Origin of the sequence: Paenibacillus sp. IHB B 3084 (genome assembly GCF_001447315.1) — a bacterium.
GTDB lineage: Bacteria > Bacillota > Bacilli > Paenibacillales > Paenibacillaceae > Paenibacillus.
This window is the reverse complement of record NZ_CP013203.1, coordinates 672,026-694,899: the sequence shown is the minus strand read 5'-3', so window position 1 is coordinate 694,899 and position 22,874 is coordinate 672,026. Positions and strand designations below refer to the sequence as shown.

The following is a 22,874-nucleotide window of genomic DNA, read 5'->3' as shown; positions in this document are numbered from 1 at the left end:
GTTTATCCTCCTATACCGTATGTTCAAGGGAGGCGCCCGCGCCCTTTGACCCCGCCGGTTTCGAATGAGTCATTAAATACCGGGCATATTCGAGCGGGCGGTTGACTGACCGGTAAGCGCACTCTGGCTGACAGGTCTGAAAGAAAGAGGCCCGACCCGGCCGGGAATTAACCTCCAATAGCCAGATGTTCCCACTCCGCTCAATACCGTAATCAATTCCCAGCTCGCCAAGGCGGCCGTATCGTTCCTCCAGCGCCCCGGTAATGGTTAGGGACAGCGACATCATCTGCCCGATGATGAGACGCGTGCTGTCCGCGCCATATTGTTCACAAAGGTAAGACTCTGCCGGATGGGCTTCACCCCCTCCGTGCAGATTGGAAGTCAGGGTTCCTTTCCTGCCTTCTCTCACGGCAAAGCCCGTCAGTCGCCAGCAGCCGTTGCCGTCCTTTTGCATGAGCGCGCGGACATCAAAGGGATGACCGCTTTGGCTCGTTAATTTCAAATAAGGCTGCACGATATAGGATCGTCTGCGTGCAATCCCGTCGACCCATGATAATCCAGCATTTAGCTCGGAAAACTGGCGCCGGAACGGACGGTTTCGGGAGTCTCTGCCCTGCACGAGCAGTGCGGTGTCTCCGTCCGATAGTCGTAGATACAACGTGCCCTTGCCGTGCGATCCGGCCTGGGGCTTCATAAATAGCGCCGAATGGCGATGCAGCCATTCCACAAGCTGAGCCGTGTCCCGGTAAGGCGCCGTAGGCGGCACAAAGGGACGCACTTCATCTATTGCGTGCAGCGCACGATATACCTGCCATTTGCCGGGCAAGTTACGCGACCAGTAGATGAGCTTGCGTGATTCCTGCTCTGCTATATGCTCCAGTGCGTGCCCGGCGCTCTGGCTACCGTGGGCGTGGAAACAGCGATTATACACAATATCCGGCAAGGGGAATCGACCGGATGTCCATACTCCATCGCGATAGGTATAACCTCGTATGGAGTGATCTTCGGGCGAAATTCCTTCGACGGTAAACGCCATTACATTAAGTCCGGAGCGCCTGCCCAACAGACTTAGCCTGCGGCAAAACTCCGCTTCGGTAATCGGGGGAATCGCCGCCTGATTCCGGCTGACGAGCACGCCCAGCGTGTCTGGTACGACAAGAGACACCGATAACAGCCTCCTTTGGCAGCCGGATTCCGTAAGAGACGGATTTATTTGAATCCGGCTGAATAACAGCAGTATTCAATCATTTTCTTCACAGACGGTCGGGTTTTCTGATCATTTAACGGCGTATTGTCATTTTTCGAAGGTTTGGAGTTGACCTCCAGCAACCAGATATGCCCCGTGCTGTCAATCGCCAGATCAATGCCAAATTCCGCGAAATGGGCTGGAATCGCCTTCTCAACGCCGTTTGCAATTTCGAGCGCAGCTGTTTTCAGATGAGTCTGTCCGTTCGATTTGACTAAGGCAGGCAGCGTGGTTTTGGCCAGTGCCTCCTTGACCGTGCTCAGCGTGCCACCTCGCGCCAGATTGGACACAAAATGGCTGCCCCCGGCAATCCGGGCGACGATGGAGGTCACGGTCCATGCGCCAGAGGCGTTTTTCTGCACAAGCGCACGGAAGTCAACCGGACGCTTGCCGTGATCAATCAGGGTAAGGCCCTGTTGGAGCTGGAAGCGCGTCGTTTTCATTTTTCCTGCCAAGCCTTTGTACAGCTTTTCGATGTTCGGATACATTTGCTTTCGTGGTGTGCCTGCGGTGGTGGACAGTACGCAAAAGGTGCCATCGGCTTGCTTCGTAATGCGCATAATGCCTTTGCCCAGACTTCCCCGCACAGGCTTGAGAAAAACGGTGGGGTACTGGTGGCACATTTTTTTGAAGACCGCAAAGGTTTGTAACAAATGGGACTCGGGTAAATACTTGCGCAGGGATGAATTGGATTTAAGCGCGTCGAACACTTCATTTTTATCGAGAAACTTTTCATTAAAAATGGCCGTTCCGTACTGTGATTTTACTTCTTTCATAAAATGCTGTACGCTAGTTCTGTTCTCGAGTTTACGAGAGGTGAGCCGGTTATTGACGACGTCCCCGGCGGGCATGACTGTCTTTTTCCAGCCTCCGTCATAGACCCATCCCTGAACGCGTCCGGGCTGATTTCCAATATGCTCCGGGGTGAAAAAATACACATATGCTCCTTGTCTGCGGCATTCCCCGATCAGTTCACGGCAGAACAGGGTGATCGACCCGAAAGGCTTGTCGGGCTGTTCGGGATAGTCCCGACTGACCAGCACGCTAATAAGTGGGCCCACTCGAAGTGTCCGGCGTCCTCGGCTGTAGGTTACTCGCAGCTCACAATTGGCATGAAGTCCCATTTTGCGGGCCAGCACGCTTCCCACACGCAGGCCTCTGTAACGGGGTACCGATATAACGGTAACCTGCTGGCGGAACGAACCGAAGGCGAGCTGTACAGGGTGGCCTGCGGATATTTTCCATTTGCGAAGCAAGGACTCGCCGACCATGAGTACGTCATCCTGCAAGATGCCCGATCCGATGATTTGAATCGTTGTTTTTTTGATGGACATCGTGGATCTCCTTCCCGGCAGCAACTTGATGTCTTAAAAGTAACGGGAAACGTGAAGGGGCTGTAATAGCACTGATTCATCATATGAGGACATATATACCTTGGTGATTGACGGACAATGTGAAATGTTTGCACTATTATTTGAATTGGAGGAAATAACGAATATGAATATCTATGATAAAGCCCATGATTTGGCGAAAGCGTTGAAGGAAAGCAAAGAGGTGGAGGAAATTACGTCAGCGATGAAGCTGATTGAAACCGACCCGGAAGCCAAGAAAATGCTCGACGATTTCCGTGAGCGCCAAATGGAAGTACAGCAGCGGATGATGAGCGGTGATATGCCGGCACAGGAAGAGATGGAAAAAATGGAAAAGCTGTTCGAGGTACTTAGCCTGAACCTGAATATCCGCCGTCTGTTCGACGCCGAACGCCGCCTGAGTGTGATCATCGAGGACGTTAACAAAATTATCGCAGACAGCCTTCAGCATTTATACGGCTCGTCTCTGTAAGTTTGTCTCATATTCCTTCCTGCCCTCTCATAGACTAGATACATAGAGTCACAGGGAGAGGAAGGGATAACATTGGGTACTTTTAAAAAATGGAAACACGGTTTGTACACACTGATTGCGCTGGCTATGGTGCTTACTGCGCTGCCGCGCATCTCGCTTACGGGCGGATTGAACTGGGTCAACGGCTTCGGTATCGTCTGGGTACTGTTTGCGCTGCTTGTCATCGGAGCGAATCTGCACTTTTTGCTTGGCGTGGATGAGGAGAAGCGGAAAACGCTGGAGCGAGTGCGGCGGGCCAAAATGCAGCAGTGGCAGATGAAATGGGATAAAGAAGCTGATAAAGGCGGTACGCTGTAAAGGTTTCCTCCCGGCTTGCCATGAGCATGCTAGGATCCTGTCTGTCCGTGATAGTTAAAAAGCGGTCCCTGTAAAAAGGAGATCGCTTTTTGCTATTTCTGGCCTGAAATTCAGTGATTCACGAGGGTCTAAAAAGACAGGGTTTTGTGCTATAATAGATACAGAATGATACAGATTGAACGTTGGGGGTGTAACAGAGTTGGACGGGCTAGATGAAACAGTTACGAAGCATGAGCAGCTATTGCGTCATATCGAGCAGTTGAAAATAGGCTCCAAAATTTCTGTGCGCAGGTTGGCTAAAGAAATGAGCGTCAGCGAAGGAACAGCCTACCGGGCCGTGAAGGAAGCGGAGAACCTGGGGATCGTCATTACCAAGGAACGGATCGGGACGGTGCGGGTGGAAAAGCGTCCGCGCGGGTTGTCCGAGCAGCTAACCTTTGCGGATGTTGTGAATATCGTAGAGGGACATGTGCTAGGGGGAAGCGAGGGGCTGGAAAAGCCCTTGCACAAGTATGTCATCGGAGCGATGCGTGAAGAGGCTATGGCCCGATACATCGATGCAGGCAGCCTGCTGATCGTCGGTAACCGTGAGGATGCGCACTCCCTTGCGCTGGAGCAGGGAGCTGGTGTGCTGATTACAGGCGGTTTCGGGACGAGTCGGGAGGTCAAGCAACTGGCGGACCAGATCAGTTTGCCGATCATTTCCTCGCGTCACGATACCTTTACGGTGGCCTCCATGATTAACAGAGCGATTTTCGACCGCTTGATCAAAAAGAAAATTATGCTGATTGAAGACATCGCGGCAGGCAAACCGAAGACGCAGACCTTGAAAATCAACAGTACTCTTATCGAATTTGAAGAGCTTTCGGTGACGACTGGAAACCACCATTTTGCGGTGGTGGATGAATGGAACCGTCTGATCGGCATCGTCAGCCGCAAGGATGTGGAGGGACTGCAACCCGAGCATACGATGGACAAATGTCTGATCCGCAATCCGGTAACCGTGACCTACCAGACCTCGCTCGCTTCGGCTGCGCAGATGATGGCGTGGGAAGGTGTGGATTATTTACCGGTCGTGGACCGCAACCGCAAGCTGCTGGGTTCCGTTACACGGCGGGAGGTACTGGATGCACTGCGCAACGCCCAAAAGCAGCCTCAGCTTGGCGAGACGTTCGACCAGCTGATCTGGAACGGATTTGCCGAGGAGCGTGATGAGGACGGATCATTATTTTTTCGTGGCTTCGTCATTCCTCAGATGGCGACCAATCTGGGGACCATCTCGGAAGGCGTGCTGGTGAACGTGATGACACAAGCGGGCTATCGGGCGGCCAGAGACATGAGCGGGAAGGACTATGTGCTGGACAATTTAACGACCTATTTTATCCGACCGGTACAGATTGAGGATGCCATAGTCCTTCGTCCGTTGTTGCTGGAAACGAGCCGCCGCACCTGCAAGCTGGAAATTGCAATTACACGGGAAAATCAATTGGTGTGCAAAGCGGTGATGACACTTCATTCCATTGAACACGGCTAGTGTCAATTCGTGTGTGGTAAGTGGAGTCAGAATAGAACAGTTTAATGACTTTCTGGAAGTCTTTCTTTTGCCTCCAGCCAAATTTGCAGTACACCTTCCATTACAAGCATCGTTTTGACCTGGATTGTATACTCCTTGTCACGAACGGTGTATTTTTTTTGGTGAAGCAACATGCGTACCAGCTTGCTGTCGGAATCAATCTCGAACATGTCCCGGCCTCGCAGTACCTCCAAATCCCGGCTGACGCGGCGAAGAAGCTCCTTTAGATTAATAGAGTCAATCTTTTCGGCAGAAGTTTCTTCGGCGATTAATTTGATTTCCTTGACAACAGTCTGACGCTTGCTGTATTTGCGCAGTGTTCTATTGTCCTCCTGCGCTTGCTGGAGCTGGAATTGAAGGTCCTGATTGTTCATCCACAGCTCATTGAAGCTAGCGTGCCAGATGGCATTGTAGACAATCGCTCCGGTAATCATGCCCAGCACGAACACGGAGGATAATTGCATAAAAGGGCGCAGGCGCTCAAAGGGGGGCACTCTCATGGTCTTTTCACCTCATGGCCGTGCGTTGCCGCACACCCATTTGACCAGCTCTGCACCCATATGAGCGCCTAAAAAGGCGAAAATCAAATATAATATCTGCTTAATGGCAGGTGACAAATTACCATCCAGCATATTGCTCTCAATGACCCGGATCGGGTCCATCGTTCCCCCCACAGCGGCGGCAAGCGCCCATATTTTAATTCTTCCGGCAACCTCCAGCATCGTCTGGGTAGGTGGCTGAAGCGATACCACAGCGCCCATTCCGCCGAGCATGGCTCCCCCGAGCACGATGCCGAAGGCAATGAAGAAGTCGAGAATCGCTTTGGATATAAAAGTGCTCATGCTCTTTTCCTCCTTAGGTGTAAGAATCAGGACCGCGCTTGTCCGCCCGGGTCTGTACTTTTATTGTATGGGCGCTACCAACGTGGATATGATAAAATAGTTTGAAGAAAAACAAGCGGTGAAAGGAAGAGAAGCGCATGAGTTCATTTGTGCATTTGCATGTTCATAGCGAGTACAGCCTGCTGGACGGCGCGGCTCGTACCGCGGAGTTGGTCAAACAGGCATCAGCTTATGGAATGAAGGCACTGGCCCTTACGGATCACGGGGTTATGTATGGTGCCATTCCTTTTTATAGAGCGTGTGTGGAGAACGGCATTAAGCCGATTATCGGGTGTGAGGCCTATATGACGGCAGGCTCGCGCAAGGAGCGGGGCAGCCGGAAGGACCAGCCCATATATCATTTAATTTTGCTCGCCAAAAATAAAACAGGCTATCAAAATCTGATGAAGCTGTGCTCTATCGGCCATTTGGAGGGCTTTCACTACAAGCCGCGAATCGACATGGAAGCGCTGGCTGCCCATCATGAAGGCATCATATGCTTGAGCGCATGTTTGGGCGGTGAAGTTCCGCAGCATTTGCTGCATGGTCGGGAAGCCGAGGCAAGGCGGGCAGCGGAACGCTACCGCAACATTTTTGGCGATGATTTTTATCTGGAGCTTCAGGATCACGGTCTGTCGGAGCAAAAGCGCGTAAATCCTCTGTTGATCGCGTTAGCGAAGGAGCTGGATATTCAGCTGGTAGCGACGAATGACGTGCATTACCTGACCGAGCCGGATGCAGATGTACAAGACGTTCTGATCTGCATTGGAACTGGCAAGACGGTCGACGACGAGGAGCGCTTGCGCATACCGACCCGTCAGTTGTACCTGAAAAGCCAGGAGGAGATGACTCGTTTGTTCCCCCATGTGGCGGAAGCCATCGACAATACAGTGCGTATTGCTGAAAAATGCGAATTGGAGCTGGAATTTGGGCAATCCATTTTGCCTGAATATCGTCCGCTGCCGGAAGGCATGACTCCTTCGTCCTATCTGAGCAGTTTGTGTGTGCAAGGGCTGGAGCGTCGTTATGGGAGTGATCTGGCGTGGGAACAACCGGAGCAACGAGAAAGGCTGGAGCAGCGGCTCAGTTATGAGCTGAACACGATTGACAGCATGGGATTCAGTGATTATTTTCTGATCGTGTGGGATTTTATCGCTTTCGCTCATAAGCATAATATTGCTACCGGCCCGGGACGGGGTTCCTCGGCGGGCAGTCTGGTTGCCTATGTGCTTAACATCACGAATGTGGATCCGATGAAATATAACCTGCTGTTTGAACGGTTTCTGAATCCTGAACGGATTAGCATGCCGGATATAGATATTGATTTCAGCGATGAACGACGGGATGAGGTTATCGACTATGTGGTGCAGAAGTACGGTAACGAGCATGTAGCGCAGATTATTACCTTCGGAACGCTGGCGGCAAGAGCCGCAGTGCGTGACGTTGGGCGTGCGTTGAATGTACCGTATGGCGAAGTGGACAAGGCGGCCAAGCTGATTCCGGCGCAGCTCGGGATTAATATCCGTCATGCGCTTGAGATCACCCCGGAGCTGAAGACACTGTATGAAACCAAGCCCAAGACGCGCGAGCTGCTGGATATGGCAATTAAAGTAGAAGGCATGCCGCGTCATGCCTCAACCCATGCGGCGGGTGTCGTTATTTCGCGGACTCCGCTGACCGATGCAGTTCCGCTTCAAGAGGGGAGTGAAGGGGTTCCCCTGACGCAATACTCGATGGAAAATCTGGAGCGGATCGGTTTGCTGAAAATGGATTTTCTTGGGCTGCGCACCCTTTCTATTATTGAACGCTGTATGCGTTGGATTACCGAAGAACATGGGGAAACGCCTGATTTTAGCCGCATTCCTGATAATGACCCACATACCTATGACATGCTGGGCAAAGGCGACACAGGCGGTGTGTTCCAGTTGGAGTCGGCGGGGGTACGCCGTGTGCTCAAGGATCTAAAGCCAAGTGTGTTCGAGGATATTATTTCTGTATTGGCCTTGTATCGTCCGGGTCCAATGGGCTTCATTCCTAACTTTATTCAGGCCAAGCACGGGGAGATTGAGGTTCATTATCCGCATCCTGATCTGGAGCCCATCTTGAAGGATACGTACGGCATTATCGTGTATCAGGAGCAAATCATGCAGATTGCTTCGCGCATGGCGGGCTTTTCCCTGGGAGAAGCCGATCTGCTGCGTCGCGCCGTGTCCAAGAAAAAGCGCGAAGTGCTGGATCTTGAGCGAGGTCATTTTGTGGAGGGCAGTGTCAAGCAGGGTTACACGGAAGAGGAAGCCGGAAAAGTCTACGATATGATCGTCCGTTTTGCGGACTATGGATTTCCACGTGCACATGCGGCTGCTTATGGTGTGCTGGCGTTCCAGACGGCGTATCTCAAAGCCCATTATCCGGTGCAGTTTATGGCTTCCATGCTGACAGCGGTGATGGGTAGCCACCGGAAAGTGGCGGAATATGTCGTCGAATGCCGTCGTATGGATATGGCAGTTCTGCCACCTGATGTGAACGAAAGCGGGGTGCTGTTTACCCCGTTGCAGGAAGGTAATATCCGCTTCGGACTGGCCGCGATTAAAAATGTCGGCACGCAGGCGATGGAAAGTATTCTCGCCGTTCGCAAGGAGCGTCCTTTTGACAGCTTGCTCGATTTTTGTCGCCGTGTGGATTTGCGGGTGTGCAATAAGCGGGTGATCGAATCGCTCATTCAGGCAGGGGCTTTTGACTCGTTGCCGGGTCATCGGGCGCAGTTGCTTGCCATGCTGGATGAAACGGTGGATGCAGCGGTCAAATGGCGCAAGGAACGTGACGATTTGCAAATTGATATGTTTGGTTTTGTGGAAATGCCTAACTGGGATATCGAATATCCCGAAGTACCAAAATTCAGTGCAGGTCAGCAGTTAGAGCTGGAACGTGAGTTGTTGGGACTGTATCTGTCCGGGCATCCGCTGGATGATTTTGAGCCGTTACTGGAAAGCAGCGATGCGGAGCGACTGATGGAATTGGGCGATGTGCCGGATGAAGCGGTTGTCGTAACCGCAGGTATGGTTGTGTCGCTCAAGACGATTACGACCAAGCAGGGCAAGGCTATGGCCTTTATCGAGCTGGAGGATCAGATTGAGCGCTGTGAGGTTGTGTTGTTTCCCGAAGTGTGGAAGCGAAGCCACCAGTGGATTGAAAAGGGAGCGTTGCTTGCGCTTCGTGCCAAAATGCAGCACCAGGACGAGCATTTCAAGCTCCTTGCGGACGAGGCCGCGCCACTGGCGGAGGATTCGCTGGCGCGGCTTCTCCAGCGCCGGCGTGCCGGAGCGCGTTCGTCCGCCGCGGCTGGCTCTGCCACTGGCGGCCCCGGCGGGGGAACGCCACGTGTGCCGTCGAGGCCGTCGGCAGCCGGGGCGTCTGCGCAGCCGACTACGCCGCAAACGGTCCCGCCCGTTTCGACGGCTCGCCCGGCCACGGGCACTACGCCGCACGCCACGGAAGCGGCTCCCGGCGAACAAGCCTCGGCTCCGCGTAGTTCGGAGCCGACTGCCCGTCAGCGGGTGTTTGTCAAAATCACCCGCCAGGCCGAGGAGGACGCCAGCTTGCTGGTCAGCCTCAAGGCGCTGCTACAGGAACATCCCGGTGCATTGCCTACCGTACTTTTTTATGAGAGCAGCCAGCGTTTGCTGGCGTTGAGTGATGCTTACAGCATCAAGCCTTCGCCTCAGCTTTTTGACCGGATGGAGTCGATGCTGGGGGCAGGCACAGTGAAAGTCAAATAATGAACATTTTCCTCCCCTCCCGCATACACTTGGAACACTGGCGGAACAGGAATACCAGCACTTATCCAGCATCATGAGGTTCCGCAAGGTGGAAGACAGAACTGTATGGTGAAGGCGGGAGGGAAATCATGTCCTATGAATACACAGAATCCTTGTTAATTCGCAGAGGCATTAGTATTGAGTCCATAGCGGACATTGTTTTTCAGCTTCAGCTAAAATATTACCCCCAGTTGACCATTGAAGAATGTGTAGACAGCGTAAAGGCAGTTTTGCAGAAGCGAGAAGTGCAATATACGCTATTCACGGGGATTGCGCTGGATGAACTGGCCGAAAAAAAACTTCTTCCCCAGCCGCTGCAAGCCATTATGGAGGCAGATGAGCCCCTGTACGGGGTGGACGAGACACTGGCCCTCGGGATTACGAGCGTCTATGGTATGATTGGCTTGACCAGCTTTGGTTATCTGGATAAAGAAAAGACGGGAATCATTGAACAGCTAAACCATAAAGGCAGCGGTATTCATGTATTTCTGGACGATCTGGTCGCCGGGCTGGCTGCTGCCGCTTCTTCGCGCATTGCTCATCGCAGCCTGCATGCCAAGCAATACCCTTCGTCATTGGACACTTGATTTACTTGTTCAAACAGAGTCAATGATTTTCTGGGCCCTCTGACCGATCTTGACCGAGCAGGAGGGCTTTTGTTGCGGGAAAAAAGTAAGGTATGTTATCATGAGTCTATTATATGGGCTCAAAACTTGAGGCTTAGGGGGTAGAAACAAGGCATGTGGACGGTGATCTATATAGCACCGACGGCCAGACTGGCTGACATGATTAAGCTCAAACTGTCGGAAGAAGGTTTTATGGTGCAGGCCCGGGCCATCAGCGCGTCCAAGCAGCAGTTTGAGATACTTGTGCCTTCGGGTGAAGTTGAAGAAATACAGGAAGTGCTTAATTCGATTTTGCGCCCTTGAGTCCGGAACGGCGGATAGTGATACAGCAGCATGAATGGAACGAAGGATGCACGATTGGCGGTAATGTTTTGCAAAACAGGCGTTGACGTGTGTATAAACATAATGCTTAGAGGTGCCGCACAGACGGCAGAGGACCTTGTATCGGTTACGGCTGACAAATAAACGGCTGGAGAGGTGTAGTTGTGTTTAAAGATTTATTCCAAAAGAAGCGTAAATACGCGACCATCCCTTCGGAACGGGCGCTGAGCGGCGATCAAGCGGACATGCCGGATCGTCCCAAACGAGAAATTCCCGAAGGTCTTATGACCAAATGCGGCAAGTGCGGGAGCATTCAATACAGTAAAGAGTTGGAAAAAAATCTGAAAGTGTGCCCGGTGTGCGGATATCATATGCGTCTTAACGCGATGGATCGTATCCGTATGGTGCTCGATGAAGATACATTTACAGAATATGATGCCGATATGATTTCGGTTGATCCGCTGGATTTTCCGGGATATGCGAGTAAGCTGGAGCAGCAGACGCTGAAATCCGGTTTGCGAGAGGCTGTCATTACGGGCGATGGGCTTATTCATGGGCATCCGACTGTTGTTGCGGTGATGAGCTTTGACTTTTTCACTGGTAGCATGGGTTCGGTCGTCGGGGAGAAAATTACCCGCGCCATTGAGCAGGCGATAGACAAGCGTCTTCCGCTTATTATTTTCTCCACATCTGGTGGGGCGCGTATGCAGGAAAGTATTTTGAGCCTGATGCAGATGGCCAAAACAAGTGCGGCTCTCGCTCGCATGGACGAGCAGGGATTGCTCTATATTTCCGTTATCACCGATCCGACTACAGGTGGAGTATCCGCCAGTTTTGCTACGCTTGGAGATATTAACATTGCGGAGCCGGGGGCAGTATTCGGTTTTGCCGGACGTATCGTGATCGAACAGACGATCAGACAGAAGCTACCGGACGATTTTCAAACCTCCGAATTTAATTTGCAGCACGGACAATTGGATATGGTTGTACATCGCAAGGAACTGCGCGATACACTTGGCCAACTGCTCGATTTGCACAGCGCGAAAGAGGTGGAATAGATGGCTGGCGAATTGCCTTATGAAAAGCCCCTGGTCGAGATGCGACAAAAGATCGAAGAACTCAAGCAATTCGGTCAGGATAAGCAAATTGATTTTACAGATGAAATTAACCGTCTGGAGGAACGTTATCTCCAGACGGAGGAAGAAATATACACAAACATTACAGCATCGCAAAAAATGCACGTGGCCCGTCATCATCAGCGACCGACATCGCTTGATCTGATCGAGCAGGTGTTTACGGACTTTATCGAATTGCACGGCGACCGCCTGTATGGCGACGATCTGGCGGTCGTGGGTGGAATTGCCAAGCTGAATGGTATTCCGGTAACCGTCATTGGACAGCAACGTGGCAAGGATACGAAGGATAATATCGCGCGGTTTTTCGGAAGCGCGCACCCGGAGGGATTCCGTAAAGGCTTGCGTCTTATGCAGCAGGCTAACAAATTCAAACGCCCTATTATTACATTTATTGATACGAAGGGCGCTTATCCGGGTAATACAGCAGAGGAGAGAGGTCAATCGGAAGCGATTGCCCGCAATTTGCGGGAGATGGCAAAGCTTTCGGTGCCTGTTATTTGTGTGGTCATCGGCGAGGGTGGAAGCGGCGGTGCACTTGCGTTTGCCGTCGGCAACCGTGTGCTGATGTTGGAGCATGCCATCTACTCGGCCATTTCTCCAAACGGAGCGGCCTCAATTCTGTGGAAGGATGCTTCCAAGGCGGATCAGGCTGCCGAGGCCATGAAGATTACGGCGAATGACCTCCTGCGCATGGAGGTCATCGAGGATATCGTGCCGGAGCCGAAGGGGGGCGCGCATCGTAACTATGAAGTAACCGCTGCTGCTATCAAGGAGTCGCTGGAACGTCATTTGGCCGACCTTTTGAATATGAACAGCGACGAATTGAGGGAAGATCGGTATCAAAAGTTCCGAAAAATAGGCCAATATACCTTTTTGAAAACTTCGGAACCAGGTCCCATGTTGTAATACGCTGGAAACGGGTAACAATAAATATGACGAACTTCCTATACAAATAGGAAAAAGTGTAGTAGATTTAATTGTTGGAAAAAGATATAAAGTAGCACCTTTGAAAACGGAGGAAAAACCCAAATGCGCAAAACTAAGATTGTATGTACCATCGGTCCTTCCAGTGAGTCATTGGAAAATGTGAAGAAACTGATTTTGGCTGGTATGAACGTAGCCCGCCTGAATTTCTCTCACGGTGATTTCGAGGAGCATGGCAACCGGATCAAAAATATCCGCCAAGCTTGTAAGGAGCTTAACAAAAACGTTGCTATTTTGCTCGATACGAAGGGGCCGGAAATCCGGACAGGAAAGCTCGAAGTTGAACCTATTGAGCTTGTTCAGGACGAGTATATTATGCTGACAACGGAAGAAATTCTCGGTACGAAAGATCGTATTTCCGTTACGTACCAGGATCTTCCCTCGGACGTGGAGCCCGGCTCCACCATTCTGATCGACGACGGTCTGATCGGACTCACCGTTATTGAAGTATCAGGTAGTGAAATCAAATGCCGCATTGTCAATGGCGGAACGATCAAGAGCAAGAAAGGCGTTAATGTTCCCGGAGTGAACATTTCCTTGCCAGGCATTACAGAAAAGGATGCTAACGACATCACTTTCGGTATTGAGCAGGACGTTGATTTCATCGCAGCTTCTTTTGTTCGTAAAGCGAGTGATGTACTGGAAATTCGTGAATTGCTGGCGAAGCATAATGCAAGTCACATTCAAATCATTTCCAAAATCGAAAATCAGCAAGGTGTCGACAATTTGGACGAAATTTTGGAAGCTTCGGATGGCCTGATGGTTGCCCGTGGTGACCTCGGTGTTGAAATTCCTGCTGAAGAAGTGCCATTGGCGCAAAAATTGATGATTACCAAGTGTAATGTAGCGGGCAAGCCTGTTATTACCGCAACACAAATGCTGGATTCCATGCAACGTAACCCGCGTCCGACTCGTGCGGAAGCGAGTGACGTAGCGAATGCCATTTTTGACGGAACAGATGCCATTATGCTGTCCGGCGAAACAGCTGCGGGTAAATATCCGGTAGAATCTGTATTGACGATGTCCCGTATTGCAGAGAAAGCAGAATCCGCTCTGAACTACCGTGATTTGTTCAAAAAACAAAGAACGGCTCAGGAAGTTAGTATTACGGAAGCGATCAGCCAATCCGTTTCTATTTCTGCGCTTGACCTGCATGCCAAAGCCATCCTGACGTCCACACAAAGCGGAACAACGGCGCGTATGATTTCCAAATACCGTCCACAAGCTCCGATTATTGCTGTGACAACGCAGGAAAGAACAGTTCGCCGCTTGGCTCTGATCTGGGGAGTACATGCAGTACAAGGCAAACCTGTCGTGGACACGACGGACAAACTGATCGAAAATGCACTGGAAGGCGGTCGCAAATCCGGTCTCGTTAAAGAGGGCGATTTGGTTGTTATTACCGCAGGTATACCGCTCGGTGCTTCTGGTTCTACAAACCTGATTAAAATTAGCTGTGTTCCTGCACAAGCGAAACTTTAGCTTGTTCGGAATAAAAACAGACAGGCTTCATCTTCTAGGTGCGGCAGAGAGAGCATTCAAGTCATTTATGACTTGGATGCTCTTTTTTTTATGCTCTCTAGCTTCTCTGATCCTCCAGACCTTCTATCCGTGTAAAATCCAGAAATGCCTGCTGGATCATGCTAAGGTTAGTATCGCGTAGATACAGTAAATTTATGTGGTAACGCTCATTCTGCCCCTCAGCATGAGGCCAAGGAAGCCACTCTACCGACGGAACGTCACTACTTTCGTTACGAAGAACACCACAGGCAGGGAAGAAGGCAAGTGCTTCTCCGTTGCTTACCACCTGCTTTAACGCCTCCCATGAATTCATTTCCAGATGGGGCTTGATCAACGAGGAATATGGATCTACAACAGATGGCCCGCTATATCTCACCCATGTACCCTTGGCCAGCATTTCAGGCCCCAAAGCATCCATTGATTTGGAAGTATACTCCATTGACATAGACCTGATAACTCCAATTCGATCCGAAGCTACAGGCTCTACCACGGTATGCTCGGAAGAATACTCTCCGTCATTCAAAAAAGCAAAATCAATCTCCCCCTGCTTTAGCAGTTGTCTGACTTTATCCGGGGATTGAATTTCTAGCTGAATTTGGCATTCGGGATATTGTTGAGCAAATTTAGCCATCATAGAAGGGAGTACATACGTGCCCGAGATGGACTCGGCGCCGATGTGCAATTGTCCCTGCGACTGCTCAGTATGTTCATTCACTGTTTGTCTTGCTTCTTGCTCCAGAGCAACCATTTGCTTGGCATAAGGCAGCAGCTTTTTTCCAGTTTCGGTAAGCATAATTCTTCCTTGCTGGGAGACGAATAGGGAGACCCCCAGTTCCTTTTCCAGACTTTTCATATGAAAGCTGACGGTAGGCTGTTTAATTTGCAATGCCTCCGCCACATCCGTCGCCTTGTGGAATTTGTCGATCATCATCAAAATACGCAATTTTAAAATATTCATGAACTTGAACAGCTCTCCTTACATGGACTTCATGTATAAAAAATCAATTATAGATTAATTATATACTGAAAAACAATTTATCTATCAATATTTTATATTTTTTTTACAAAACCAAGTCGTTCGTCTAACATTCCAAGCCTACAATGTAAAAGTGTTGATGGTCATAAATAAAAAACCGTCACTTAAATAAGGGGAGGACAATAAAAAATGTTGAAAAAATGGCCGTTCATTCTGATGACTCTTACCATGGTATTTGCACTTGCAGCTTGCGGATCAGCTAACAATGCTGCACCACAAGGAGGCGCTGCTACAGGAACAGACAATAAAGCGGCTGCTGAACTGACAGGTAACATTCTGGCTGTTGGCTCCACTGCACTTCAACCATTGGTAGAGCAAGCGGGACAAAAATTTATGGCTGTAGATAAATATAAAGGAATTGCGGTACAAGTGCAGGGCGGCGGTAGCGGTACTGGCTTGACTCAAGTTTCCGGCGGACAAGCGGATATCGGTAACTCCGACGTATTTGCAAAGGAAAAACTGGAGAGCGGCGCAGATGAATTGGTCGATCACCAGGTAGCTGTTGTAGCAATGTCAGCAGTAGCAAACCCTAAGGTTGGCGTAACAGACCTGAAGAAAGATCAATTGGTACAAATTTTCACAGGTAAAATCACCAACTGGAAACAAGTTGGCGGTGTGGATCAAAAAATCGTTATTGTAAACCGTCCAAGCAGCTCCGGTACTCGTGCGACATTTGAAAAATACGCTTTGGGACAAAAAACGGAAGATCTGCCAGGCTCCATTCAGGAAGATTCCTCCGGTACTGTGAAAAAGCTGATTGCTGAAACACCGGGTGCTATTGGTTACCTCGCCCTGTCCTACATCGACAACACAGTAACAGCATTGAAATACGATGGTGTTGAAGCTAACGTGGAAAATGTAGAGCAAGGTAAATATCCAGTATGGGCTTACGAGCATATGTACACCAAAGGTGAGCCAAAAGAGCATGTAAAAGCATTCCTGGATTACATTCTGTCTGATGAAATCCAAAAATCCGATGTCGTAGACCTGGGATACATCCCGGTATCAGGCATGCAAGTTAAACGCGATGCTGACGGTAACATTACGAAATAAGGAGATATACACCTCCTGTTCGGATGAATGCAGCTAAATGCAAAGTTATATTCACGGAGAAGAGGCGGACTAACGTCCAGCCTCTATTCTTCCGTTAAAGGAGTCACAGTATGGAACCAATTGAAGGGAAGGCATACATGGAACAGAATAAACGATCCCGAGGTATGAAAGAAAGGCATTATTGGGAAGAATGGACCGGCCGCATTTATACGTCGGTTTGTGTCGTTTTTTTGGTTGCAGTCATTGTCTCCATTGTATATTTTGTCGCCTCCAAAGGTGTAGCTACATTTGTGGTGAATGGAGTCAGTCTGCAAGAGTTTTTCTTCGGAACCAAATGGAGCCCGGATGGTGAGCCTAAGTCCTTCGGCGCACTTCCGTTTATTACAGGCTCTTTTGCTGTAACCGTTCTGGCGGCCTTGATCGCCAGCCCGCTCAGCTTGTGTGCGGCTTTATTTATGACCGAAATCGTACCGAAATCCGGTAAACGTATCCTTCAACCTGCGATTGAATTGTTATCCGGTATTCCGTCCGTAGTATACGGCTTTGTCGGCTTGACCGTAATTGTTCCGTTGCTGCGGGACGTGTTCGGGGGACAAGGCATCGGGATTCTCGCTGGCTGTCTCGTGTTGTCAGTGATGATTTTGCCGACGATTACGAGTATTATGGCGGATGCATTGTCATCCTTGCCAGGTGGCCTACGCGAGTCCTCTTACGCCCTGGGCGCTACCCGCTGGCAGACAATTGCACGTGTTATTATTCCGACACTGCTGCCTGCTCTGTTAACAGGAATTATTCTTGGTATGGCTCGTGCCTTCGGGGAAGCGCTGGCTGTACAGATGGTGATCGGGAATGCTCCGCATATACCGCAATCCTTGCTGGAATCCGCTTCGACCTTGACCAGTGTTATTACACTTAGCATGGGCAATACAGCTATGGGCTCGGTTCATAACAATGCTCTCTGGAGCATGGCGCTTGTTCTCCTGCTCATGACATTCATCTTCGTGCTGCTGGTAAGGCTGCTTGAAAGGAGAAACCGGATTTGATGAAAGCTAAAACGACCGACAAAATCGCTACATTTGTAATCTGTTTCTTCGCATTGTTCATTGTCGCACTTCTGGTGGGACTGCTGGGATTCATTTTGGCACGCGGAGTCAGTCACATTTCCTTTGACTTTTTGACCAGTGCTCCTCAGACGTTACGCGCAGGTGGAGGCATCGGCCCGCAATTGTTCAACTCTGTATTTTTACTTATTTTAACCTTGATTATCACCATTCCGATTGGTTGGGGTGCGGGTATATACATGGCGCAATATGCGAAGCCGGGGAAAATTACGGACTTCATACGACTTGTCGTCGAAGTATTGTCTTCGTTTCCGTCCATCGTCATCGGTTTGTTCGGACTTTTACTTATCGTAAATACATTTAATTTTGGTTTTTCCCTGTTATCAGGAGCCTTGGCCTTGGCTGTATTCAACCTGCCGCTGATGGTTCGGACGACAGAACAGGCTTTCCGGGCTGTGCCCAAGGAGCAAAAGGAAGCCGGGCTTGCGCTCGGGTTGTCCAAGTGGAAAATCATTACCTCCATTTTGCTGCCTGCTGCGCTGCCGAGCTTGATTACAGGGACGATTTTGGCCGCGGGCCGCATTTTTGGGGAAGCAGCAGCGTTGCTGTTTACAGCTGGGATGAGTACGCCGCCGCTTGATTTCACTGATTGGAATCCATTGCATGCCAGATCGCCCATTAATCCGATGCGTCCTGCCGAGACACTGGCTGTGCATATCTGGAAGGTTAACAGTGAAGGTATCGCTCCTGATTCCAAGGATATTGCCGCAGGTGCTTCCGCGGTATTGGTGCTGCTCGTACTTGCCTTCAACCTGATCGCAAGATGGTTCGGAAGAGTCGTCTACCGCCGCCTGACAGCTGCCAAACGGATGGATTAGAAAGGGGATGGGAAACATGGAACAAGTCATTTCGCGAACGGCAACACCTGCAACGCCCATACAATCTACGCGCTCGGAACAACTTGCGGGGCAAGCTCCACAACCTTTCAGTACCGAGGATTTAAGTATCTATTACGGCAGCTTTGAGGCTGTAAAAAAAGTAAATCTGGCCTTTCCCGAGCAGACAGTGACCGCCCTGATCGGGCCTTCCGGCTGCGGTAAATCGACCTTTTTGCGCTCTCTTAACCGGATGAACGACGAGATTGCCTCTTCCTCTACGACAGGGCACATCTGGATGGACGGACAGGATTTGACCGCACCGGGCACAGATGTGATCAAGCTGCGTCAGCAAATTGGCATGGTGTGGCAGCGGCCTAACCCGTTTTACAAATCCATTTATAATAACATCGCTTTCGGTCCCAAATACCGGGGTGTTCGTAAAAAGAAACAGCTTGATGAAATCGTCGAAAGCAGTCTGCGTAAAGCAGCACTATGGGATGAGGTTAAGGACCGTCTTCATGATTCCGCTCTGGCGTTGTCTGGTGGACAGCAGCAGCGGCTTTGTATTGCGCGCGCGCTATCCGTCCAACCGAAAATTTTATTGCTTGACGAGCCGGCCTCTGCGCTGGACCCTGTATCTACAGGCAAGGTGGAAGAGCTGATTACCGAGTTGAAAAAAGAGCTGCGCATCGTCATCGTGACGCACAATATGCAACAGGCGGCACGGATTTCCGATTATACGGCTTATTTTTATATCGGGAGTCTGGTCGAGCATGGCAAAACGAATGATATTTTCACTAATCCTGAAAATGAGCTGACCCAGGAGTACATTATGGGGCGGTTTGGGTAAGCGAGACTGTTCGTCGGCTTACTATATATGAAATAGGAAAAACCCTCTTACTAATCCAGTATTAGTAAGAGGGTTTTTTATTAGTTTAGTAAACTCTTTCATTTGTATATAATAAAATATATTGATTATTTGGGTATATTTTCATATAATACATGTGTTCAATAGTTTTGAGGTACCCATAATCATATTAAAGGAGAGGTTTGGAATGAGGTTTAATGTTAAAGAATCTGTCAAGTGGATCGCCCTTTCAGGAATGGCGATTACAGTAACAACAGGGCTTATTAACCCTTCGTGGGCGGCAGCGGAACAGGATTCAGCTGATGCGGGGGTGAATGTTACCCAAGCAGTATATGGTGATACGGCCATTTACAAAAATTCTATCGTACCATTCGCCAGCGCCAGTACGGACAGTTTGCTGGATAAGTACCGTGATTTTAGTAAATTTTCCACTGGCGATGTATCTAAGGATACCAAACTGGCCTTGAATATCGTATCGTGGCAATTGCCGCATGGCGGATTCTTCAAAGCTATGGAAAAGAATTATAAATCCAAGTGGGATGGTAAAGCTGCACGCTCCACCTGGAAGAGCAAGGATGGCGTAGAGCTGGGAACATTTGATAATGAGGCTACGACAACTGAAATTCGCTTTTTGGCGGATGTATACAAAAAAACAAAAAATAAAGACATTAAGGACAGTGTACAAAAAGCAGTTGACTTCGTTCTAACCTCTCAATATTCCTCCGGTGGCTGGCCGCAAGTATACCCTAAACGTGGTAATTATTCTGATGCCGTAACTTACAACGATGATGCAATGGTTAGAGTTATGGTGTTGGCGGATGATATTGCGAACAAGAAGCAGCCGTTTGATAGCGATATTCTGGACAATACATATCGCTCCAGACTTCAGCAAGCGCTAAACAAAGGCATCCAGTACACAATTAAGTCTCAAATTGTAAATAATGGTACACCGACGATCTGGGGTGCACAGCATGATCCGGTTACTTATGCATCTGTTGAAGCCCGGGCATTTGAGCTTGCTTCCAAAACAACCACGGAATCGGTAGGCATCACTGCCTTCTTGATGTCCCAACCGCAAACGGCTGAGGTGAAAAAAGCAGCTCAGAGCGCCTTGAAATGGTTTGACACTAATCGGATCGACGGTATCAAATACAATCGTCAAGGTCCGGAATTTTTCCAAAAGGACGCATCGAGCGTAATGTGGTATCGTTTCTACAATGTGGAAGACAATAAGTACTTCTTTTCAGACCGGGATGGCAAAAAGTATACTGACATCATGAAAATCAGTGAGGAGAGACGACTCGGTTATGCTTGGGCAGGAAGTCAAGCGAAAAGTCTGTTGAATGCGGCTTCGGAAAGCGGATATTACAAATTGTCCAAGCCGTTGCCAAAATGATAAAGCCATCATTATAAAATGCTTGGGAGGGCGGAACCATCACGGTTCGGCCCTCTTTTTGTTCCGGGGCGGTAAATATGGTTTAATGGAGAGAGGGCAAAAATAGAGATAAAGATGCACACAGATAGGAGAGCTTGTATGATACAAGAGGAGAAACAAACGGAATTACGCTGGTATGGAGCGCCGCTGCGTGTCCGTTATCAGGAAAGCGACCAAATGGGGGTCGTGTACCATGCCAATTATCTGAACTGGTTTGAGATCGGGCGTACGGAAATGATCCGGCAGGCAGGCTTTAACTATCGGAGCATGGAGGAACAAGGTGTTCTGCTGCCCGTTATCGAAATCAATGCGAAATATGTGAGTCCTGCCCGATATGATGATTTGATTACCATTTATACCGCGATTACGGACTTCTCCAGACTACGTCTGAACTACACTTATGAGGTCCGGCGTGTAACAGCCGAGGAGCATCAAAGCCAGGTGGGAAAGGTGTGGACACAGGCAGACACACTTCCGGGAGAGCTGCTCGTAACCGGCGTGACACGCCACGTATGGGTGAGCACTGAATGGAAGCCCGTCCGACTGGATCAGGCGCTGCCTAAGCTGTACATCGCGCTACGATCTGCGATGTCAGGCGGGGAGGGAGAGAAAACGTGATGATGCGTAAACGTCTATGGCTGTTGCTGTTGATTATCCCTCTGGCTGAGTTGTACGGGTTCATATGGGTAAGTCACTGGATTGGAGCGGGTAAAACCATTCTGCTGATCATTCTGACAACCCTGATTGGAGCCGCCATGATGCAATTTGAAGGCCGCAAGGTCATTGCTGATGCGAAAAATGAAATGAATCGGGGACAAATGCCCGGACGCAAAATACTGGATGGATTATGTGTCTTTTTCGGCGGGAGCTTGCTGCTTATCCCCGGATTTTTAACGGATATTATCGGTTTTACGCTGGTTTTCCCTTTGACCCGTGCGTTGTATCGACGCTTTTTATTGAAATGGCTGGAGAAAAAAATGAAAAATGGCAGTATTACGTTTCGGCGGTTTTGACGTAAGCTGCCGTTTTTCCTGCTCCAATCTTTTTAACGGACTCTTCCGGCGAGAATATAATTGCGCAAGTCCTGAATGACGTTGGCGCGATTCAGCGCATCGACTACAATGAGGGACACAGGCCCGATAATCAGTCCCAGCACACCAAACAGCTTGAGCCCGATGAACATCCCAATAAGGGTGGGAAGCGGGTTCAAACCCACGCTGCTGGCCAGTACTTTAGGTTCTACAATTTGCCGTCCCACCAACAGGATGATATAGAGGATCGATAATCCTACCCCTAATGCCAAATTACCCGACATATATGCATATAAAATCCACGGAATCATCACAATGCCAACCCCTAAATAAGGAAGCAAATCAACCAGCCCGATCATCAAACCGATGGTGAAGGCGGATTCTACACGCAAAATGAACAGTCCAATAATGACGGTCACCGCGGTAATGGAGATGATAATAAACTGTGCACGCAAATAACCAAACAACGCCTTGCGCAGATCGTGCCATATCCCCGACATGGGCTTGCGAATCGTATCAGGAACCGTATTCGAGAGCATTTGGCTATGTTGGTCCCAGTCCTTACTGATAAAAAATGCCGCTAATACAATAACCATCAGCACCGCACCCATGTTAGGCAGAGAGGTCAGCAAATTCAGAATACCATTAAAAAATTGGGCAACCAGTGTGGTGACAGCAGAGCTAACCGTCTGGGTTGTTTTATCAATATTGCTGTTAATTGTATGGTAGTAATCGGGGTTATTGCGGATAAAATGGTTAATTTCATTAATTACATTTTGAATCAGATCGCTTTGAGTCCAGTCGATAAACAGGCTTTTAAAATGTTCAATATGCCCGTCAAAGGTCATAGTGAGTCTAATAACCTCTCGAACCATTCGCGTTATGGCCGCAGAGAGGACAACGGCGATTCCGCCTAAATATACAAATAACGAGACCGTGACAGCCATCCAACGTGGCATGCGGGCCTTGCTGCGCAGAAAGCGGACCAGCGGATTCATGGCATAGGCCACAACCCAGGCGAACAGGAAGGGATAGATGAGAGGGAACAGCACGTATATGCCCAGCAACAGAGCTACAGTCACGACTGCGACCCACAGAGCGCGAAATATGCGATTCAGGATCAACCGGCTCAAGCTCTCACGGCTCCTTTCTTTTACAGTTGTATTCCATGAAATAAGTGCTTTACTATACATATGCAAGAAGGGGGTGA

The 22,874-nt window shown here is 49.6% G+C and carries 22 protein-coding genes; 16 read left to right on the top strand and 6 right to left on the bottom strand.

Features of this window, described 5'->3' with window-relative positions; genetic code table 11:
* Positions 1-10: 10 nt before the first annotated feature.
* Both ASL14_RS03250 and ASL14_RS03245 read right to left on the bottom strand, forming a co-directional pair.
* Positions 11-1,165: a YheC/YheD family endospore coat-associated protein gene (locus tag ASL14_RS03250; RefSeq protein WP_134910434.1), complete on the bottom strand. Its 1,155-nt coding sequence runs from the start codon at positions 1,163-1,165 to the stop codon at positions 11-13.
* Positions 1,166-1,209: 44 nt separating this feature from the next.
* Positions 1,210-2,580 carry a YheC/YheD family endospore coat-associated protein gene (locus tag ASL14_RS03245; RefSeq protein WP_134910433.1) on the bottom strand — a complete coding sequence of 457 codons (1,371 nt, stop codon included), beginning with the start codon at positions 2,578-2,580 and terminating at the stop codon, positions 1,210-1,212.
* A 163-nt stretch (positions 2,581-2,743) separates the two neighbouring features.
* Here ASL14_RS03245 and ASL14_RS03240 point away from each other — a divergent pair, with 163 nt between their 5' ends.
* The 3 genes from ASL14_RS03240 to ASL14_RS03230 all read left to right on the top strand — a co-directional run bounded on the left by ASL14_RS03240 (position 2,744) and on the right by ASL14_RS03230 (position 4,979).
* The gene (locus ASL14_RS03240) at positions 2,744-3,088 is read left to right on the top strand and encodes a YlbF/YmcA family competence regulator (protein ID WP_025685398.1); all 345 of its coding nucleotides are present in this window, start codon (positions 2,744-2,746) and stop codon (positions 3,086-3,088) included.
* A 72-nt stretch (positions 3,089-3,160) separates the two neighbouring features.
* Positions 3,161-3,445, top strand: a complete 285-nt coding sequence (locus ASL14_RS03235; protein WP_134910432.1) for a hypothetical protein — start codon at positions 3,161-3,163, stop codon at positions 3,443-3,445.
* A gap of 199 nt (positions 3,446-3,644) precedes the next feature.
* Positions 3,645-4,979 (top strand): DRTGG domain-containing protein, encoded by a 1,335-nt coding sequence (locus ASL14_RS03230; RefSeq protein ID WP_134914360.1) that lies wholly within the window; start codon positions 3,645-3,647, stop codon positions 4,977-4,979.
* Positions 4,980-5,020: 41 nt separating this feature from the next.
* Here the strand turns inward: ASL14_RS03230 and ASL14_RS03225 are convergent, their stop codons facing one another.
* Positions 5,021-5,518 carry a sporulation membrane protein YtrI gene (locus ASL14_RS03225; protein WP_134910431.1) on the bottom strand — a complete coding sequence of 166 codons (498 nt, stop codon included), beginning with the start codon at positions 5,516-5,518 and terminating at the stop codon, positions 5,021-5,023.
* A 12-nt stretch (positions 5,519-5,530) separates the two neighbouring features.
* Positions 5,531-5,860 carry a YtrH family sporulation protein gene (locus ASL14_RS03220; protein WP_134910430.1) on the bottom strand — a complete coding sequence of 110 codons (330 nt, stop codon included), beginning with the start codon at positions 5,858-5,860 and terminating at the stop codon, positions 5,531-5,533.
* Between the two features lie 137 nt (positions 5,861-5,997).
* Here ASL14_RS03220 and ASL14_RS03215 point away from each other — a divergent pair, with 137 nt between their 5' ends.
* From ASL14_RS03215 to pyk, 6 genes are all read left to right on the top strand, one after another.
* Positions 5,998-9,675 (top strand): DNA polymerase III subunit alpha, encoded by a 3,678-nt coding sequence (locus tag ASL14_RS03215; RefSeq protein ID WP_134910429.1) that lies wholly within the window; start codon positions 5,998-6,000, stop codon positions 9,673-9,675.
* Between the two features lie 128 nt (positions 9,676-9,803).
* Positions 9,804-10,301 (top strand): phosphatidylglycerophosphatase A family protein, encoded by a 498-nt coding sequence (locus tag ASL14_RS03210; protein WP_025685042.1) that lies wholly within the window; start codon positions 9,804-9,806, stop codon positions 10,299-10,301.
* A gap of 153 nt (positions 10,302-10,454) precedes the next feature.
* A complete protein-coding gene (locus ASL14_RS03205; protein ID WP_013309585.1) occupies positions 10,455-10,643 on the top strand; it encodes a hypothetical protein in 189 nt (62 codons plus the stop codon).
* Positions 10,644-10,825: 182 nt separating this feature from the next.
* Positions 10,826-11,719: an acetyl-CoA carboxylase, carboxyltransferase subunit beta gene (gene accD, locus ASL14_RS03200; protein ID WP_134910428.1), complete on the top strand. Its 894-nt coding sequence runs from the start codon at positions 10,826-10,828 to the stop codon at positions 11,717-11,719.
* Entirely contained in the window at positions 11,720-12,703 is a 984-nt protein-coding gene (locus tag ASL14_RS03195; protein ID WP_134910427.1) for an acetyl-CoA carboxylase carboxyltransferase subunit alpha, read from the top strand.
* Between the two features lie 123 nt (positions 12,704-12,826).
* Positions 12,827-14,263 carry a pyruvate kinase gene (gene pyk, locus ASL14_RS03190; RefSeq protein WP_134910426.1) on the top strand — a complete coding sequence of 479 codons (1,437 nt, stop codon included), beginning with the start codon at positions 12,827-12,829 and terminating at the stop codon, positions 14,261-14,263.
* Positions 14,264-14,360: 97 nt separating this feature from the next.
* On the opposite strand, the gene ASL14_RS03185 is transcribed toward pyk, so the two are convergent.
* The gene (locus ASL14_RS03185) at positions 14,361-15,260 is read right to left on the bottom strand and encodes a LysR family transcriptional regulator (protein WP_134910425.1); all 900 of its coding nucleotides are present in this window, start codon (positions 15,258-15,260) and stop codon (positions 14,361-14,363) included.
* Between the two features lie 207 nt (positions 15,261-15,467).
* Between ASL14_RS03185 and ASL14_RS03180 the strand changes: the two genes are divergently transcribed.
* The 7 genes from ASL14_RS03180 (at position 15,468) to ASL14_RS03150 (ending at position 21,646) form a co-directional block, all read left to right on the top strand.
* The gene (locus ASL14_RS03180; protein ID WP_134910424.1) at positions 15,468-16,391 is read left to right on the top strand and encodes a phosphate ABC transporter substrate-binding protein; all 924 of its coding nucleotides are present in this window, start codon (positions 15,468-15,470) and stop codon (positions 16,389-16,391) included.
* Positions 16,392-16,501: 110 nt separating this feature from the next.
* Positions 16,502-17,434: a phosphate ABC transporter permease subunit PstC gene (gene pstC / locus ASL14_RS03175; protein WP_044648776.1), complete on the top strand. Its 933-nt coding sequence runs from the start codon at positions 16,502-16,504 to the stop codon at positions 17,432-17,434.
* Entirely contained in the window at positions 17,434-18,330 is an 897-nt protein-coding gene (pstA, locus tag ASL14_RS03170; RefSeq protein ID WP_014280701.1) for a phosphate ABC transporter permease PstA, read from the top strand. Before pstC ends, pstA begins: the two co-directional genes overlap by 1 nt.
* Positions 18,331-18,346: 16 nt before the next feature.
* The gene (gene pstB, locus ASL14_RS03165) at positions 18,347-19,180 is read left to right on the top strand and encodes a phosphate ABC transporter ATP-binding protein PstB (RefSeq protein ID WP_134910423.1); all 834 of its coding nucleotides are present in this window, start codon (positions 18,347-18,349) and stop codon (positions 19,178-19,180) included.
* Positions 19,181-19,385: 205 nt separating this feature from the next.
* Positions 19,386-20,594, top strand: coding sequence for a pectate lyase (gene pelA, locus ASL14_RS03160; protein WP_134910422.1), 1,209 nt, complete (start codon positions 19,386-19,388; stop codon positions 20,592-20,594).
* A 138-nt stretch (positions 20,595-20,732) separates the two neighbouring features.
* A complete protein-coding gene (locus ASL14_RS03155; protein ID WP_134910421.1) occupies positions 20,733-21,251 on the top strand; it encodes an acyl-CoA thioesterase in 519 nt (172 codons plus the stop codon).
* Positions 21,248-21,646: an FxsA family protein gene (locus ASL14_RS03150; RefSeq protein WP_134910420.1), complete on the top strand. Its 399-nt coding sequence runs from the start codon at positions 21,248-21,250 to the stop codon at positions 21,644-21,646. Before ASL14_RS03155 ends, ASL14_RS03150 begins: the two co-directional genes overlap by 4 nt.
* Positions 21,647-21,678: 32 nt before the next feature.
* On the opposite strand, the gene ytvI is transcribed toward ASL14_RS03150, so the two are convergent.
* Complete coding sequence (gene ytvI / locus ASL14_RS03145) at positions 21,679-22,797, bottom strand: sporulation integral membrane protein YtvI (protein WP_134910419.1); 1,119 nt, start codon at positions 22,795-22,797, stop codon at positions 21,679-21,681.
* Positions 22,798-22,874 lie beyond the last annotated feature (77 nt).